The organism is Candidatus Burkholderia verschuerenii (assembly GCF_001189365.1).
Lineage (GTDB): Bacteria > Pseudomonadota > Gammaproteobacteria > Burkholderiales > Burkholderiaceae > Caballeronia > Caballeronia verschuerenii.
This window is the reverse complement of sequence record NZ_LFJJ01000129.1, coordinates 1-15,889: the sequence shown is the minus strand read 5'-3', so window position 1 is coordinate 15,889 and position 15,889 is coordinate 1. Positions and strand designations below refer to the sequence as shown.

Sequence of the window (15,889 nt, the reverse complement as noted above, 5' to 3'; positions counted from 1 at the left end):
CAATCTCGTTGAACGCTTCTTTAAGCGTATCAAGCATTTTCGTCGCGTCGCCACTCGATATGACAAACTCGCCCACAGCTACCTCACCTTTGTCTCCATCGTGTCTGCTCGGGCCGCTTGTAAATGTAAACAGGACCTAGTGACTTGGCACAGCAGTAGCGAATGGCTTCACGGTTTGTCACGGCGCTGGTTCCCATGCGATCAGCGCTTTCTCGCCCACCTCGGTAACGGTCCCCTTCGGCTTACTCCGGCCCGCTTCGCGGCCGGTTTTGGTCCGTACAGGCAACCGGCAGGTGATCAGCGAAACGACCTCGCATGCCGCATCGTTTTGATCGTTATTCGGCCGTACCTTGATTAGTGCTCCAATTAAATAAAATGTGCGCGCATTGCGAACGCAGCAGAATCATTTGGCCGGGGTATTGCCACCGCGCCTGAGCGTTCCGTAGTTGCTGATCAAATCGCGTACGAGTAGTCGGGAAAGCCTTGGCTGCTGCCCTTGTTCGGCGACGCAGTTTAGATTCCTCGGAGCCCTAACCGAGGTAGGGCCGAATAACGATCAAACCGATGAGGCATTGGAGGCCGTTTCGCTGAACACCTGCCGGTGGCCCAAACGTCCCTAAACCGGCCGCGCAGCGGGCCGGAGTAAGCCGAAGGGAACCGTTACTAAGGTGGGCGAGAAAGCGCTAATCGTATGGGAACCCGCGCCCGCACGTTCAGCGCGAACACTCGCTACTGCTGTGCCAAGTCTCTAGTTCTGTGCCGGGGCCGCTCAAGAAGGTGCTTAGGATCGGACAAGCGGCTTTCTTTGGTTACTTTCTTTGCCGCCGCAAAGAAAGTAACCCCACCGCCGGGGAGGCGGTTACTGAATAGAAAGCACGATAAAACCCGAAAAAACCGCCCACCCTATAATGCAAAAAAAGCTAACTAGTGTGCGCCGCAAAAAACAAAACCGGGCGTCCGCATGCATCGAAGCTGGAAAAGCCTAACAGCAGCGTCATGCCTGCTCGCACTAGCGAGCACCCCCGCGTCCGCGCAAAACGAAGCAGCAAGTCCAATGCAAGCAGTAGCGCAAGAGAACAACTGCATGAGCTGTCACTCAGTCCAACGCGACTCCCTCGGACCATCGTTCGAAAAAATCGCCCAACGGTACAAGACCGTAGAATCGGCCAACAAACTGCTGGCACGCAGAATCGCCGAGGGCGGAGTAGGAAACTGGGGCATCGTCCCCATGCCGGCGAACACGCAACTCACGTCCGATCAGGCACTCGCCCTCGCCGACTGGATCCTCTCGCTCCACTAACCCACGCTCACCCTTCCCGCTGCCGCCGCAACTCCTCTTCGACCGCCTCGCCGACCCATGCCCGCATGCGGCTCTCGAGCGCAGCCGTCAATTCGTTCGACAACGCCTGCACGATCTTCGCCGAATGCTCGCGCAGCATTTCCTCGCAGCGCGCTTCGATCACGGCACGGCCATCGCCGTTGAGAAACTGCGTGACACGTCCGCGCACGCGCTCGGCGACACGCGTCGAATCGTAATCGACGACGACGGGATTCACCGCCGACGGCTCGATCGACCCTTCGGCCGACGCCGCTCGGGCGTAATCCGGCTTGCCGGGCCGGACGACATCGGTCAGAACGGGAATGGACGAATCGAAAGAATCAGGCGTATTGGTCATGAATAGGTCTCCTGTCGGGCTGCAGGCAAAGCGCTGCAACCAAGAGGCTGCACGCAAAGCCGCTCCATCGTCAGACTAACGGTGCGTGCGCCCGCGCTCTGTGCGCTTACGAGCCTTGCTTGTGCGTCTCGATGGCGTAACCGCGATCGCGATAGAAGCGAAACCGCTCGCGCCCGGCCGACAATTCCTCTTCGTCGTTGCCGACGATCTCGATCAGCCGCTCGAAGCGCGCGAACTGCGCCGGCACCGGCGCGCCGAGATTCACCAATACCTGATGATGCGGCGCATCGTCGAGACTCGATGCCAGCACGACCGGCGTGTCGGCCGCCAGCGGGCTTTTCGCCATGCAATGCGGCACGAATTCGAGCGGCGCGAAGGTCCACAATTGTTCGTCGAACGCGGCGAGACGACGCGATTCCGCCAGCACGACCAGCGCCTTTCCACTCGCGTACGCCTTGCGCGCGAGGCGGCAGGCGTAGGCGAGCGGATCGCCGACATTCGTATGAAAGTCGATACGCGTCATGCCAGCGTCACACGCCCGCGCGATCGATCAGGAATTGCGACAGCATCGGCACCGGGCGGCCCGTCGCGCCCTTCGCCGCGCCGCTCTTCCACGCGGTGCCGGCGATGTCCAGATGCGCCCACGGATACGCCGAAGCGAAACGCGACAGGAAGCACGCCGCCGTCACGCTGCCCGCCGGACGCCCGCCGATATTCGCCAGATCGGCGAAATTCGACTTGAGCTGATCCTGATACTCGTCGGCGAGCGGCAGACGCCAGGCCGGATCGACCGCCTCGCGCGATGCATCGAGCAACTCGCCCGCGAGCGCATCGTCCTTCGAGAACAGACCCGTGTTGTGATGACCCAGCGCGATGATGCACGCGCCCGTCAGCGTCGCGATATCGACGACGGCGGCCGGCTTAAAGCGCTCCGCGTAAGTCAGCGCGTCGCACAGGATCAGACGGCCTTCCGCGTCGGTGTTGAGCACTTCGATGGTCGTGCCGTTCATCGCGGTGACGATATCGCCCGGCTTCACCGCATTGCCCGCCGGCATGTTCTCGCAGGTCGGGATGACGCCGATCACGTTGAGCTTCAGGCCCATTTCGGCGACCGCGCGGATCGTGCCGAACACGGAGCCCGCGCCGCACATGTCATATTTCATCTCGTCCATGCCTTCGCCCGGCTTGATCGAGATGCCGCCCGTATCGAACGTGATGCCCTTGCCGACCAGCACGATGGGCGCATTCTTGCCCTTCGCCTTGGTGGCGTCGCCCGCGCCCTGATAGTGCATGACGATGAATTGCGGCGGCTCGACCGAACCCTTCGCGACCGACAGGAACGAGCCCATGTTGAGCACTTCGATCTGCTTCTGGCCGAGCACTTCGACCTTCAGCTTCCAGTCGCGGCCGAGCTTCTTGGCGGTCTGGCCGAGGTAGGTCGGCGTGCAGATGTTCGGCGGCAGATTGCCGAGATCGCGCGTAAGGTCCATGCCGTTGGCGATCGCGACACCCTGCTTCAGCGCGACCTTGGCGGCTTTCTCATCGGCGGAATCGATGCTGAAGACGATCTTCTTGAGCGAGCGCGCGCCGTTGTCGGGCTTGCTCTTCATCTGCGTGAACTTGTAGGTCAGTTCGCGCAATGCCAGGATGGCGGCGCGCACGGCCCAGTCGCCGCTGCGTTCCTGGATAGGCAATTGCGCGAGCGTGAAGGTGGCCTGCGCGATCTTCGAGCCGAGGATCACGCGCCACGCGGCACGCACCGCTTCGCCGTAGGCTTTCTGGTTGAAGGCGTCCTGCTTGCCGAGACCGACCAGCAGCACGCGCGATGCGCCGATACCGGTCACTTCCGGCACCAGCAGCGTCGTGCCCGCGCGGCCGCTCATGTCGCCGGCTTTCACGACGCGGGAAATGAGGCCCTTGGTCGCGACATCCATGTCGCGAGCGGCGCCTATCAGCGTCTGTGCTTCGAACACGCCGAGCACGATGACATCGGATTTACCCGTCAGGAAACCATTTGCCTCGCCCTTGCTCCAATCACAGGCTTTTATGCTAAAGTCCATCGCGCTTATCCTCGGATAAAATCTTGGCTGAAGGATGAAAGCCGCAATTATCCGCTATTTTTTCCGCGGCGGTCACAGGCGCTCGGCGCGAGGGTAAGCAAACTGCCCTTCCCGTCTGCCATGAGATGAGTGATCATTCCGCATTCCCGCCGGTTCAAAGCAAAATTCAATGATCTTCGAACGCTCCCTGCAGCGTGAACTCGCGTACACGGCCGGCGCCGTGTTCATGGTGCTGCTCACGATCATGCTGACGACGATGATGATCCGCATCGTCGGCTTCGCCGCGCAAGGCCAGATCGACCCGAAGGACGTCGTCGTGCTGATCGGCCTGACCGTCATCGGCTATCTCGCGGTCATGCTGATCGTCACGTTGTTCGTCTCCATTCTGTTCGTGCTCACGCGCTGGTATCGCGACTCGGAAATGGTCGTGTGGCTCGCCTCGGGCGTGAGCCAGACGCAGCTCATCAAGCCGATCGCGATGTTCTCCGCGCTGATCATCGTGCTGATCATGTTCTTCGCGTTCGTCGGCTGGCCGTGGTCGAACGCGCAGAGCAAGCTGATCAAGGCGCGTTTCCAGCAGCGCGATGAAGTGTCGCTGCTCGCGCCCGGCCAGTTCCGCGAATCGCCGACGACCAACCGCGTGTTCTTCATCGAGAAGATGTCGCCGGATCAGGCCAACGTCGAAAACGTGTTCGTGACGAGTACCGAAGGCGGCAAGGTCAACGTGATCGTCTCGAAGACCGGGCACACCGAAACGCGAGACGGCGACCGCTTTATTGTGCTGGAAAACGGCCGGCGCTACGACGGCGAGCCGGGGCAGCCGAACTTTCGCATCATCGAGTTCGAGCGCTATGGTGTGAAGATCATGAATCATCAGGTGGTCAATCAGGCGACCACCACCAGCATTTCGACGCCCGCGCTGCTGCGTCATCCGACCAAAGAAAATCTGGCGGAATTCGCCTGGCGCGCGGGTCTGCCGCTTATCGCCATCAATCTGATGCTGCTCGCCATTCCGCTGTCTTATCAGAATCCGCGCCGCAGCCGCACCATCAATCTCGTGATGGCCGTGCTGATCTATCTCACTTATTCGAACCTGCTGAACGTCGTGCAATCGTGGATCGAGCAGAGCAAGATGTCGTTCGCCCTCGGTTTGGTCGGGCTGCATATCGTGGTCGCGCTGATCGTCGCGTTCAACTTCTGGATGCGCGTGCGCAACCGGCCGCTGTTCAGGCTGTCGACGTTCACGCGATCGAAGGGAGCCTGACGCGATGCGCATCTACGAACGATATTTCGCGCGTCAGATCTATCTCGCGTTCATCTTCATTCTGTTCGCGTTTTCGGGCCTGTTCTTCTTCTTCGACCTGATCAACGAACTGAACACGGTCGGACACGGCAACTACAAGTTCACGCTGGCGGTGCTGCGCGTCGCCTTGCAGACGCCCTCGCGCTTCTACGAAATCATTCCGGTCGCCGCGCTCATCTCGGCGATCTACGTGTTCGCGCAGATGGCGGCGTCGGAGTTCACCATCTTCCGCGTGTCGGGATTGTCGACGGGCGCGGCGTTGCGCTCGCTGCTCAAGATCGGCATTCCGATGGTGCTGGTGACGTACATCATCGGCGAAGTGGTCGGGCCGTACGCGGATCAACTGTCGGAGCGCGTGCGTCTTGAGGCGCTGGGGTCGTCGGTATCGTCGAATTTTCAGTCCGGCGTCTGGGTTAAGGACACGCTGACAGCGAAGGAAAACGGCGAGCAGGTGACGCGCTTCGTCAACGTCGGCACGCTGAATCCGGATGCGACCATCGCCAATGTGCGCATCTACGAATTCGATTCGAAGTTCCGGCTGTCGAACGTGCGTATCGCCAAGAGCGGCGTCTACGAGCCGCCCGGCCACTGGAAGCTGACCGACGTGACCGACACGCAACTCGTCGACGCCGACAAGCAGGCGCTCGATCCGGAGGACGCGCTCAATCCGATCTATCGCGCGAAGGAAACGACGCTGCCGAGCTATTCGCTGCGCTCGGAGCTGACGCCGAATATTCTGTCGGTGCTGCTGGTGTCGCCGGATCGCATGTCGATGTTCAACCTGTTTCGCTACATCCAGCATCTGACCGAGAACCATCAGGATGCGCAGCGCTATCAGATCGCCTTCTGGCGCAAGATTCTGTATCCGTTCGCGGTGTTCGTGATGCTGATTCTGTCGCTGCCCTTCGCGTATCTGCACACGCGCGCGGGCGTGGTCGGCATGAAGGTGTTCGGCGGCATCATGATCGGGATGAGCTTCCAGCTGTTCAACACGCTGTTCTCGCACATCGGCAATCTGAATACTTGGCCCGCGCCGATCACCGCGGCGGCGCCGGCGCTGGCCTATCTGGCGCTCGGGCTGATCGGCCTGAAATGGGTTGAGCGGCACTGACGGTTTTCCGGAGACACGGCGATGGGCAAGCACGGCATCATCCTGTTCGGACACGGCGCACGCGATCCGCGCTGGGCGGAGCCGTTCGAGCGTCTCGCGTCGCGCTTGCGCACGATGCGCGGGGATCAGCCGGTGGCATTGGCGTTTCTGGAGTTGATGTCGCCGGATTTGCCTGCTGCCGTGGCTTCGCTCGCTGGCGACGGATGCGATGCGGTTACCGTCGTGCCGGTGTTCTTCGGGCAAGGCGGGCATGTGCGGCGGGATTTGCCGGAAGTGATCGAGAAGTGCCGGGAGGCGAATCCGGGCGTCGTCATTCACTGCGCGACGGCGGTTGGGGAGGATGAGGCGGTGCTGGAGGCGGTGGCGGGGTATTGTTTGAGGCAGGTGGGCACGGCGTCATGAAACTCGAAGTCATCAAACTCGCTGAGGGATTCGCACTGCGTTTGTCAGACGACGTTGCTCGTCATCTCTCGCTCAAGGCTGGAGATCGAATCAGCGCGCATAGAACGATCGATGGCCATATCGTACTTCGGACGGGCAAGTTCGATCGCCGTGCTTTCGTGCGTGAAATGAAATCGCGATGCATCGAGAGAACATGCCGCTCTCCGAATCGGTCATCGACGACATGCGTCGAACAGGCGCGCGTTACTGACGGACAAACAAAAAGCGCATCGTCACCGATGCGCTTTTTTGTCGTGACTCTAGCCACACACTCAAGCCGCCGCCTGCATCCCCTTCAAATGCACCTTCGGCTTCGCAGCCAAACTCCGCTCGCGAAACGCTTCACCGATCATCAGCAAACTCGGCTGCGCCGGATCCAGCCACTCTTGTGCCTCGCCCAGCGCCATTTGCGCCAGGGTCAGCGTCAGCGAGCGCTCGCGCGATGTGCTGCACGCTTCCACGATCGCAACCGGCGTCGAACCCGGCCGCCCCGCTTCGATCAACTGCTGAGCGATTTCCGGCGCGCTATCGCGGCCCATGTAGAACACCAGCGAATCCGCTTTCGCCTGCTCGCGAATCTCGTCGCTGTCGGCGGCGCGGGAATGCGTCGCGAGCGCCACGCTGCGCGCCACGCCACGCAGCGTCAGCGACCGCTGCAACGACGCCGCGCTCGCCAGCGCCGCCGTAATCCCCGGCACCACTTCGAACTCGATGCCCGCCGCTTCCAGCGCGCGCATTTCCTCGTCGGCGCGGCCGAAGAGCATCGGATCGCCGCCCTTCAGACGCACGACGACGCCATGCTCCAGCGCCGCATCGACGATCTGCTTGTTGATGAAATGCTGCGCCGTCGACCGCTGCCCGCAACGCTTGCCGACCGCGATCTTCTTCGCGTTCGGCGCGTAGTCGAGCATGGCCGGTTCGATTAGCGCGTCGTGCAGCACCACATCGGCCTGTTCGAGCAGGCGCATGCCGCGCACGGTGATCAAATCCGCCGCGCCCGGTCCTGCTCCAATCAAATAGACCTTACCCATGCGATTCATCCGCCGATTCAGACCGCGATAGAACGAATCATACCGGCCGCGACCGTGTGATGCGTCGCTTCGTCGATCAGCACGAACGCGCCGGTGCCCTGATGCGTGTCGTACGCGTCCGCGACGACCGGCTTTTGCAGCGTCAGCGCGACGCGGCCGATATCGTTCATCGCGAGCGTCGTGCGATCGACCGAATGCGACAGCGTGTGCACGTCGAGCACCTGCTTGACCGCGCCGATGCGCGCGAACACGGTGTTCGTCGTCTGCTTGAGCAGATACTTGCGCTGCGGCGAGAGCGGCTCTTCGTCGAACCAGCAAAGGTCGGCTTCGAGCTTCTTCGCCGGTTCCACTTGCGATGCCGCCGGCACGAACGTATCGCCGCGCGAGACATCGACGTCTTCCGTCAGGCGGATCGTCACCGTCTGACCGGCGAACGCGCGATCGATCTGGCTCAAGCCGCCCGGCACCGGCGCGATGATTTCCGCGACCGTCGCCTGACGATTCGCCGGCAGCACGGTGATCGCATCGCCGACACGCACTTCGCCCGATTCGACGCGGCCCATGTAGCCGCGGAAATCGTCGGCCTGCGAGCCGTCCTGACGCGCGACCCATTGCACCGGGAAACGCAGCGCCTGATCGTTCGGCTGCGCGACCGGCAGCGATTCCAGCAGATCGAGCATCGGCTCGCCCGCGTACCACGCCATGCGCTCGCTCGCGCTCACGATGTTGTCGCCCTTCAGCGCCGACACCGGCACGAAACGCACATCCGAAATGCCGAGCTGACGCGCCAGCGCCACGTACGCATCGCGAATCTCGTTGAAGCGCGTTTCGCTGTATTCGACCAGATCCATCTTGTTGATCGCGACGATCACATGCTGCAAACCGAGCAGCTTGACGATGGCGCTGTGGCGCTTCGTCTGCGGCAGCAGTTGCGTCTCGCCGTTTTCGAAGGTGACGCGCGTCGCGTCGACGAGAATGATCGCGGCATGCGCCGTGGATGCGCCCGTCACCATGTTGCGCGTGTACTGCTCGTGACCCGGCGTATCCGCGATGATGAACTTGCGCTTCGCGGTCGCGAAATAGCGATACGCGACGTCGATCGTGATGCCCTGCTCGCGTTCGGCTTCGAGGCCGTCCGTCAGCAGCGACAAATCGATTTCATCGCCGACGGTGCGCTTGTTCTTCGCGCGCGAAATCGCCGACAACTGATCCGACAACACGGCCTTGCTGTCGTACAGCAGACGGCCGATCAGCGTGCTCTTGCCGTCGTCGACCGAACCCGCTGTGATGAAGCGCAACACGCCCAGGTCTTCAGCTTGATAGATGCTCATGATTCGTTTTTTCCCGTGGCGTGATGCTTAGAAATAGCCTTGCTTCTTGCGCTGTTCCATTGCGGCTTCCGATGCCTGATCGTCCATGCGCGTCGCGCCGCGTTCGGTGATTTCCGTCACGGCCGTTTCCGCGATGATCTTCTCGACGTCGTCCGCATCGCTCGCCACCGGGCACGTGCAGCTGATATCGCCGACCGTGCGGAAACGGACTTGCGCGATCTCGGCCGTCTCGCCATCGCGCACCGGCGTAAGCGGCGTCACCGGCACCAGCAGACCGTTGCGACGGACGATTTCGCGATCGTGCGCATAGTAGATGTTCGGCAGTTCGAGCTTTTCGCGCGCGATGTATTGCCACACGTCGAGTTCGGTCCAGTTCGAAATCGGGAACACGCGCAGATGTTCGCCGTTATGCAGACGCGCGTTATAGATGCTCCACAGTTCCGGGCGCTGCGCCTTCGGATCCCACTGACCGAATTCGTCGCGGAACGAGAAGATGCGCTCTTTCGCGCGCGCCTTTTCTTCGTCGCGGCGCGCGCCGCCGATCATCGCCGTGTAGCCGTATTGCTCGATGGTTTCGAGCAGCGTCACCGCTTGCGCGGCGTTACGCGAATCCGTCTCGCGACGCAGACGCACGGTGCCCTTTTTGATCGAATCTTCGACGTGACCGACCACCAGTTCCGCGCCGATTTCAGCGGCACGGCGATCGCGAAAGTCGATCACTTCCTGGAAGTTGTGGCCCGTGTCGATATGCACCAGCGGGAACGGCAGTTGAGTCTTGCGGCCCGCGCCGAGACCGAACGCCTTCAGCGCGAGATGCAGCACCACGACGGAATCCTTGCCGCCCGAGAACAGCAGCGCGGGCTTGCTGCACTCGGCGACCAGTTCGCGGATGATGTGGATCGACTCGGCTTCGAGCCAGTCGAGATGGTCCATCCGGTTCGCCTGGTTGACGATCGGTGCGGTGACGGTGGAGTCGAGCGTCGTGCTCATGTTCGTCGGTCCTTTTGCTTGCGGCGTCCTGGTAAGACACCGCGTTCAATGACAGGGTGTGATGCGGCGCGTCTATGTGCGCCTTAAATCGCCGAACTCGGTGCTTCGTCGACGACCTTGATATTCGTGATGTGCAACCCGCATTCCTTCGTATCGCGCGATTCCCACCACCAGCGTCCGGCGCGGCTGTCCTCGCCGGGACGCACGGCGCGCGTGCACGGCTCGCAGCCGATGCTCGGATAACCGCGCGCATGCAGCGGATTCACCGGCACGTCGAGCGCTTTCAGGTAGTCCCACACATCGGTTTCGCTCCAGTCCGCGAGCGGATTGAACTTGGCGATGTTGCGCGGCGCGTCGTGCTCTTCCTCGTGCAGTTCGGTACGCGTCACCGATTGCTCGCGACGCTGGCCCGTCACCCACGCGGACACATCCGACAGCGCGCGATTCAGCGGTTCCACCTTGCGGATATGGCAGCAGCTCTTGCGCAAATCAATGCTTTCGTAGAACGCGTTGAGGCCGTGATCGCGCACGTAGGCATCGACCGCATCCTGCCGGGGATGGAACTGCTCGATCTCGTAGCCGTAACGCGCTTTCACGGTATCGAGCATGCCGAGCGTTTCGGCATGCAGACGACCCGTGTTCAACGAAAAGATGCCGATCTTCACACCGCGCGACAGAATGGCATGCGTGAGCACCATGTCTTCGGCGGCGAGACTGCTGGCTAGCTTGACGTTCTGATGACGCGCCGCGATCGAATCGAGCAGCGCATCCAGGCGTTCAACCTTGGCTTGCAATTCGGGAGTCATGCTGTTTTACGCTCCACGCGCTGCGAGCACCGCGCGGCGGCGGCGGAACAGCGGTTCGGGATTATCGGTCGCGCCTTGATACAGCTCGGAGAATTCGTTGAAGGCGTTCAGCGCGTCGTTGATGTCCTTGTCCGCGCGCACGGCGAAGGCATCGAAGCCGCAGCGCGAATGGAACAGCACCTGATCGCGCAGCACATCGCCGATGGCGCGCAATTCGCTCGTCCAGTTGTATCGTTCGCGCAGCAGGCGGCCGATGGAAAAGCCGCGGCCGTCGCGGAACACCGGGAAATCGACGGCGATCACGGCCAGCTTGTCGAAGTCCGCGACGATATCCGCCGGTTCGTCGTCCGGTGCGAGCCACACGCCGAGTTCGGCTTTCGAGCGCGATGCGGCGATCGCGTCCTTGTTGTCCTTCCACAGCGCGAACGGCACGATGATCTGGCCGGCCGGCAGCGCATCGACCGCCGGCAATGCGCCGTCTTCAGCAGCGCGGATCACGACGAAGCCGTCTTCGACGACCGCACGATTCTTGATAATCAACGTCATCTGACTGGGTCCTTTAAGCGTGTGCCTGGCGCGATGCGTACACGCGCTCCTTGAACGGCGCGATACCGATACGGCCGAACGTCTCGATGAAGCGCTCGCCTTCGAAACGGTTATCGACGAAGGTATCGATCACTTGCGCGATCACGTCGGGCATTTCGTCTGCCGAGAACGACGGGCCGATCACCTTGCCGAGATGCGCGCCGGTCGCGCCCGTGCTTTGCTCGCCGCCGAGCGTCACCTGATACCACTCCGAGCCGTCCTTATCGACGCCCAGAATGCCGATGTTGCCGACGTGGTGATGACCGCACGCGTTGATGCAACCCGAGATGTTCAGCGACAGATCGCCCAGGTCGTACACGTAGTCCAGATCGTTGAAGCGGTCTTGCAGCGCCAGCGCGATCGGAATCGACTTCGCATTGGCGAGCGAGCAGAAATCGCCGCCCGGGCACGCAATGATGTCCGTCAACAAACCGATGTTCGACGTCGCGAAGCCGAGCGCCTTCGCGCGCTCCCACACGGCGTAGAGATCGTGCTTCTTCACATTGGCGAGAATCAGGTTCTGCTCGTGCGATACGCGGATTTCACCGAAGGAGTATTCGTCGGCGAGTTGCGCGACGTCGTCCATCTGCTTGTCGGTGGCATCGCCCGGCGCGATATCGCGCTGCTTGAGCGACAGCGTCACCGACGCATAACCCGCCACCTTGTGCGGACGCACGTTACGCTCGACCCAGCGCGCAAACGGCTTGCTGTCGATCAGATGCTTCTCATACGAAGCGTCGGTATCCGCGAGCTTTTCATAGGCGGGCGGCGCGAAGAACTTCGACACGCGCGCGACTTCTTCCGCCGTGATCGTCGACGGGCCGTCCTTCAGATGCTGCCATTCCTCTTCGACCTGCTTGGCGATCTTCTCCGGCGACAGCGCCTTCACCAGAATCTTGATACGCGCCTTGTACATGTTGTCGCGGCGGCCGTAGCGGTTGTACACACGCAGCGCGGCTTCGAAATAGGTGATCAGATGCTGCCACGGCAGATCGCGCTTGATGATCGCGCCGATGATCGGCGTGCGGCCCAGACCGCCGCCCGCGAGAATGTCCGCGACGATTTCGCCCTGCGCGTTCTTCTTCAGATACACGCCCATATCGTGGATCTGCACGGCCGCGCGGTCTTCCGCCGAGCCGTTTACCGCAATCTTGAACTTGCGCGGCAGCCACGCGAATTCCGGATGGAACGTCGACCATTGACGCAGGATTTCCGCCCACGGACGCGGATCGACTTCCTCGTCGGGCGCGACGCCCGCGAATTGATCGGCGGTGATATTGCGGATGCAGTTGCCCGACGTCTGAATGCCGTGCATCTGCACGGACGTGAGTTTGCGCAGGATTTCCGGCGTTTCTTCGAGCTCGATCCAGTTGAACTGGATGTTGGTCCGCGTCGAGAAGTGGCCGTAACCGCGGTCATGCTCGCGCGCGATGGTGCCGAGCATGCGCAACTGGTCGCTGCGCAGATTGCCGTAAGGAATCGCGATGCGGTGCATGTACGCGTGACGCTGGTAGTACAGGCCGTTTTGCAGGCGCAGCGGGCGGAACTCTTCCTCGCTCAACTCGCCCGACAGACGGCGACGGACTTGATCGGCGTACTGCTTGACACGTTCGTCGACGATTTGCTGGTCGATCTGATCGTACTGGTACATGTGGGGGCCCCAGGTTTTTGTTCGGTCACCGCGCCCTAGCCGCGCGATGCGTCTCGTCCATCGAATACCCATTGATCCCTGTCGGCCGGCGTCGTTCAGACGGAACGCTCATTTGCTTATGACAGATAGAGATATGGATATTGGAAAAGTTGGACTGATAGTAAAGAAGCTGCTATATATTGAAAACGACTGAAAAATTACTTTGATATGCGCTTGGGTTATAAATGAATCTGCACCAATTCCGATTCGTGCGCGAGGCCGTCCGGCAGAACTTCAACCTCACGGAAGCCGCCAAAGCGCTGTACACATCGCAGCCGGGTGTTTCCAAGGCGATCATCGAGCTGGAAGACGAACTGGGCGTCGAAATCTTCACGCGGCATGGCAAGCGCGTGCGCTCGCTCACCGAGCCGGGACGCATCATCCTGGCGTCGGTCGAGAAAATTTTGCAGGAAGTGGAGAGTCTGAAGCGCGTCGCCAAGGATTACGCGGCGCAGGATCAGGGCAATCTGGTGATCGCGGCGACGCACACGCAAGCGCGCTATTCGTTGCCGTCGGCGATCGCGGAATTCAAAAAGCGCTTTCCGAAGGTTCACCTTTCTATTCTGCAAGGCAGCCCGACGCAGGTCGCGGAAATGGTCATCCACGATCAGGCGGATATCGCCATCGCGACCGAGGCGATCGCCAACTATAAGGAACTGGTGTCGCTGCCCTGCTTCCAGTGGCAGCACCTCGCCGTGATGCTGCCCGATCATCCGCTGCTGGAGCGCAAGCTCCTGACGCTCGACGATCTCGCGCAGTATCCGATCATCACGTACGAAGCGTCGTTCGCCGGGCGCTCGAAGATCAATCAGGCGTTCCAGTTGCGCAATCTGACGCCCGACATCGTGCTCGAGGCGATCGATGCGGACGTCATCAAGACTTACGTCGAACTGGGGCTCGGCGTCGGCATCATGGCGGATATCGCCTTCAATCCGGAGCGCGACCGCCATTTGCGCGCGATGCCGGTCGGGCATCTGTTCGGCACGAACGTGACGCGGCTCGCGCTTAAACAGGGTGCGTATCTGCGCAGCTATGTGTATACGCTCGTCGAACTGCTGTCGCCGTCGCTGAATCGCAAGCTGATCGAGCAGGCGCTGTCGGGCGAAAACGAAAGCTACGAACTCTAGAAATAACGGCGCTCAGCCGAAAAAAACCGAAGCACACGCCTACCTTCCCTTGGAGACCTATCCGATGACTTGGTCGTTGATCACGCGCCGGCTCGCCGCCGGCGTCGCTTTGTCTGTCCTGACCGCCGCCGCGCACGCGCAACTGAAAGTCGGCATCGATCTGTCGAGCACCGGCCCGGCGGCCGCGATCGGCATCACCAGCAAGAACGCGATGCTGATGTGGCCGAAGACCATCGCCGGCCAGAACGCGGAATACATCATCCTCGACGATGGCTCCGATCCGGGCGCGGCGGTGCGCAATATCCGCAAGCTGATCACGGAAGATCACGTCGATGTGATCGTCGGCCCGAATATCACGCCCGCCGCGATGGCCGCGCTCGACCCCGTCGCCGAATACGAAACGCCGATGATCACGCTGATCGGCTCGGCATCGGTCGTCGAGCCGCAGGAAGGCAAGAAGGTGTGGGCGTTCAAGATGGCGCAGACCGACCGCGCGATGGCCGACGTGATGACGCGTTACATGGCCAATCACGGCGTGAAATCGGTCGGCTTTATCGGCTTCGCGGACAGCTACGGCAATAGCTGGCTCTCCGAGTTCACCAAGTTCGCCGAACTGCGGCATATCAAGATAGTCGCGAGCGAGCGCTTCAACCGGACCGATGCGAGCGTCACCGGCCAGATTCTCAAGCTGATGTCGGCCAAGCCGGATGTGGTGTTGATCGCGGGCGCTGGGACGCCGACCGTGCTGCCGGAGCGCACGCTGGTCGAGCGCGGTTACAAGGGCGCGATCTATCAGACGCATGGCATCCCGACGCCGGAGTTCATCAAACTCGGCGGCAAGGACGTGGAAGGCACGCTGTTCCCGACGCAGGCGGTGGTCGTCGTGCGCACGCTGCCGGCGGATCATCCGTCGAAGAAGGCGGCGCTGGCCTTCGTCGAGGCTTACGAGGCGAAGTACGGCAAAGGCAGCGTCACGCAGTTCGCGGGCGATGCGGCGGGCGTCTATCCGCGCCTGCAGGATGGGGTCACGCGGGCGCTCAAGACCGCCAAGCCGGGCACGAAGGAGTTTCGCGTCGCGCTGCGCTCGGAGCTCGAACATGCGCATGAGCTCGTGGTGCCGAACGGCGTCGTGAATACGAGCGCGACGGATCACGTCGGGCTGGATCAGCGCGCGAGCGTGAGCGTGATGGGGATCGTCAAGAATGGTGCGTTCACTTATCTGAGCCAGTGACGCACTTGCCCGAGTCAGCGATTTGAGCCACAATTACGGACTCGATTGCCCGGGTGGTGAAATTGGTAGACGCAGGGGACTCAGACCATAATTTGAGCCCTCTTGAAGAAATTCTTGAGGTGAAGCCCGTCAAACTCGGCGAAGGCCCTGGACCTAGGTCCGAGCTAATACCGAGCCAAGCTTCGGCGCGAAAGCGACGAGGAAGGTGTAGAGAGCAGACGGCGGGCACCTAAAACAGACTAGCGTCTGTCACGGTGAAGGCGTGCTCCAGACCACGAACAGAGAAATTCTGGCGGCGAAAGCCGAAGTGGTAAGAAAATCCCCCGCCGCAAGGCGTGCCGGTTCGATTCCGGCCCCGGGCACCATAAAGTTTGACTTTAGGCGATCGGCATAGGGGCGGCCAGCAAGCTGGCCGGTCCCCTGCCACACCACCCGGCGTGCGGGTCCGCACCGGGCGGTTCGGGAAGTTGAGGTTATGTGAGGCGAGGCATGCCAAGACGATCGAAG

15 protein-coding genes and 1 pseudogene are annotated in these 15,889 nt (G+C 61.5%); 7 read left to right on the top strand and 9 right to left on the bottom strand.

Annotated elements, in window-relative coordinates; genetic code table 11:
- Both BVER_RS30395 and BVER_RS34270 read left to right on the top strand, forming a co-directional pair.
- Window positions 1-109 (top strand): annotated as a pseudogene (locus BVER_RS30395) (IS5/IS1182 family transposase); the annotation flags it as partial.
- 852 nt (window positions 110-961) lie between these two features.
- Entirely contained in the window at window positions 962-1,300 is a 339-nt protein-coding gene (locus tag BVER_RS34270) for a c-type cytochrome (protein WP_050454735.1), read from the top strand.
- A gap of 7 nt (window positions 1,301-1,307) precedes the next feature.
- Here BVER_RS34270 and BVER_RS19630 read toward each other — a convergent pair whose 3' ends face one another.
- The 3 genes from BVER_RS19630 to BVER_RS19620 form a co-directional block, all read right to left on the bottom strand.
- Complete coding sequence (locus tag BVER_RS19630) at window positions 1,308-1,676, bottom strand: DUF2486 family protein (protein ID WP_050454734.1); 369 nt, start codon at window positions 1,674-1,676, stop codon at window positions 1,308-1,310.
- A 106-nt stretch (window positions 1,677-1,782) separates the two neighbouring features.
- Window positions 1,783-2,199 carry a DNA polymerase III subunit chi gene (locus tag BVER_RS19625; protein ID WP_050454733.1) on the bottom strand — a complete coding sequence of 139 codons (417 nt, stop codon included), beginning with the start codon at window positions 2,197-2,199 and terminating at the stop codon, window positions 1,783-1,785.
- Between the two features lie 7 nt (window positions 2,200-2,206).
- A complete protein-coding gene (locus BVER_RS19620) occupies window positions 2,207-3,736 on the bottom strand; it encodes a leucyl aminopeptidase (RefSeq protein WP_050454732.1) in 1,530 nt (509 codons plus the stop codon).
- 169 nt (window positions 3,737-3,905) lie between these two features.
- Here BVER_RS19620 and lptF point away from each other — a divergent pair, with 169 nt between their 5' ends.
- Genes lptF through BVER_RS19605 form a run of 3 tightly spaced genes read left to right on the top strand, consistent with a single transcriptional unit; the run spans window position 3,906 to window position 6,552 of the window.
- Window positions 3,906-5,000, top strand: a complete 1,095-nt coding sequence (gene lptF / locus BVER_RS19615) for an LPS export ABC transporter permease LptF (protein ID WP_050454731.1) — start codon at window positions 3,906-3,908, stop codon at window positions 4,998-5,000.
- Between the two features lie 4 nt (window positions 5,001-5,004).
- The gene (gene lptG / locus BVER_RS19610; RefSeq protein WP_050454730.1) at window positions 5,005-6,150 is read left to right on the top strand and encodes an LPS export ABC transporter permease LptG; all 1,146 of its coding nucleotides are present in this window, start codon (window positions 5,005-5,007) and stop codon (window positions 6,148-6,150) included.
- A gap of 21 nt (window positions 6,151-6,171) precedes the next feature.
- Window positions 6,172-6,552 carry a sirohydrochlorin chelatase gene (locus BVER_RS19605; protein WP_050454729.1) on the top strand — a complete coding sequence of 127 codons (381 nt, stop codon included), beginning with the start codon at window positions 6,172-6,174 and terminating at the stop codon, window positions 6,550-6,552.
- Window positions 6,553-6,863: 311 nt separating this feature from the next.
- On the opposite strand, the gene cobA is transcribed toward BVER_RS19605, so the two are convergent.
- From cobA to BVER_RS19575, 6 genes are all read right to left on the bottom strand, one after another.
- Window positions 6,864-7,622 carry a uroporphyrinogen-III C-methyltransferase gene (gene cobA, locus BVER_RS19600; RefSeq protein ID WP_050454737.1) on the bottom strand — a complete coding sequence of 253 codons (759 nt, stop codon included), beginning with the start codon at window positions 7,620-7,622 and terminating at the stop codon, window positions 6,864-6,866.
- 17 nt (window positions 7,623-7,639) lie between these two features.
- Window positions 7,640-8,953, bottom strand: coding sequence for a sulfate adenylyltransferase subunit 1 (locus BVER_RS19595; RefSeq protein WP_050454728.1), 1,314 nt, complete (start codon window positions 8,951-8,953; stop codon window positions 7,640-7,642).
- A 27-nt stretch (window positions 8,954-8,980) separates the two neighbouring features.
- On the bottom strand, window positions 8,981-9,943 hold the full coding sequence (gene cysD, locus BVER_RS19590) for a sulfate adenylyltransferase subunit CysD (protein WP_050454727.1): 963 nt from the start codon (window positions 9,941-9,943) through the stop codon (window positions 8,981-8,983).
- 83 nt (window positions 9,944-10,026) lie between these two features.
- Window positions 10,027-10,749 carry a phosphoadenylyl-sulfate reductase gene (locus BVER_RS19585; protein WP_050454726.1) on the bottom strand — a complete coding sequence of 241 codons (723 nt, stop codon included), beginning with the start codon at window positions 10,747-10,749 and terminating at the stop codon, window positions 10,027-10,029.
- Between the two features lie 6 nt (window positions 10,750-10,755).
- The gene (locus tag BVER_RS19580; protein ID WP_050454725.1) at window positions 10,756-11,295 is read right to left on the bottom strand and encodes a DUF934 domain-containing protein; all 540 of its coding nucleotides are present in this window, start codon (window positions 11,293-11,295) and stop codon (window positions 10,756-10,758) included.
- 13 nt (window positions 11,296-11,308) lie between these two features.
- On the bottom strand, window positions 11,309-12,985 hold the full coding sequence (locus BVER_RS19575) for a nitrite/sulfite reductase (RefSeq protein ID WP_050454724.1): 1,677 nt from the start codon (window positions 12,983-12,985) through the stop codon (window positions 11,309-11,311).
- A 224-nt stretch (window positions 12,986-13,209) separates the two neighbouring features.
- Here BVER_RS19575 and BVER_RS19570 point away from each other — a divergent pair, with 224 nt between their 5' ends.
- On the top strand, window positions 13,210-14,151 hold the full coding sequence (locus tag BVER_RS19570; protein ID WP_050454723.1) for a CysB family HTH-type transcriptional regulator: 942 nt from the start codon (window positions 13,210-13,212) through the stop codon (window positions 14,149-14,151).
- A gap of 64 nt (window positions 14,152-14,215) precedes the next feature.
- Window positions 14,216-15,382: an ABC transporter substrate-binding protein gene (locus BVER_RS19565; protein ID WP_050454736.1), complete on the top strand. Its 1,167-nt coding sequence runs from the start codon at window positions 14,216-14,218 to the stop codon at window positions 15,380-15,382.
- Window positions 15,383-15,889: the final 507 nt, after the last annotated feature.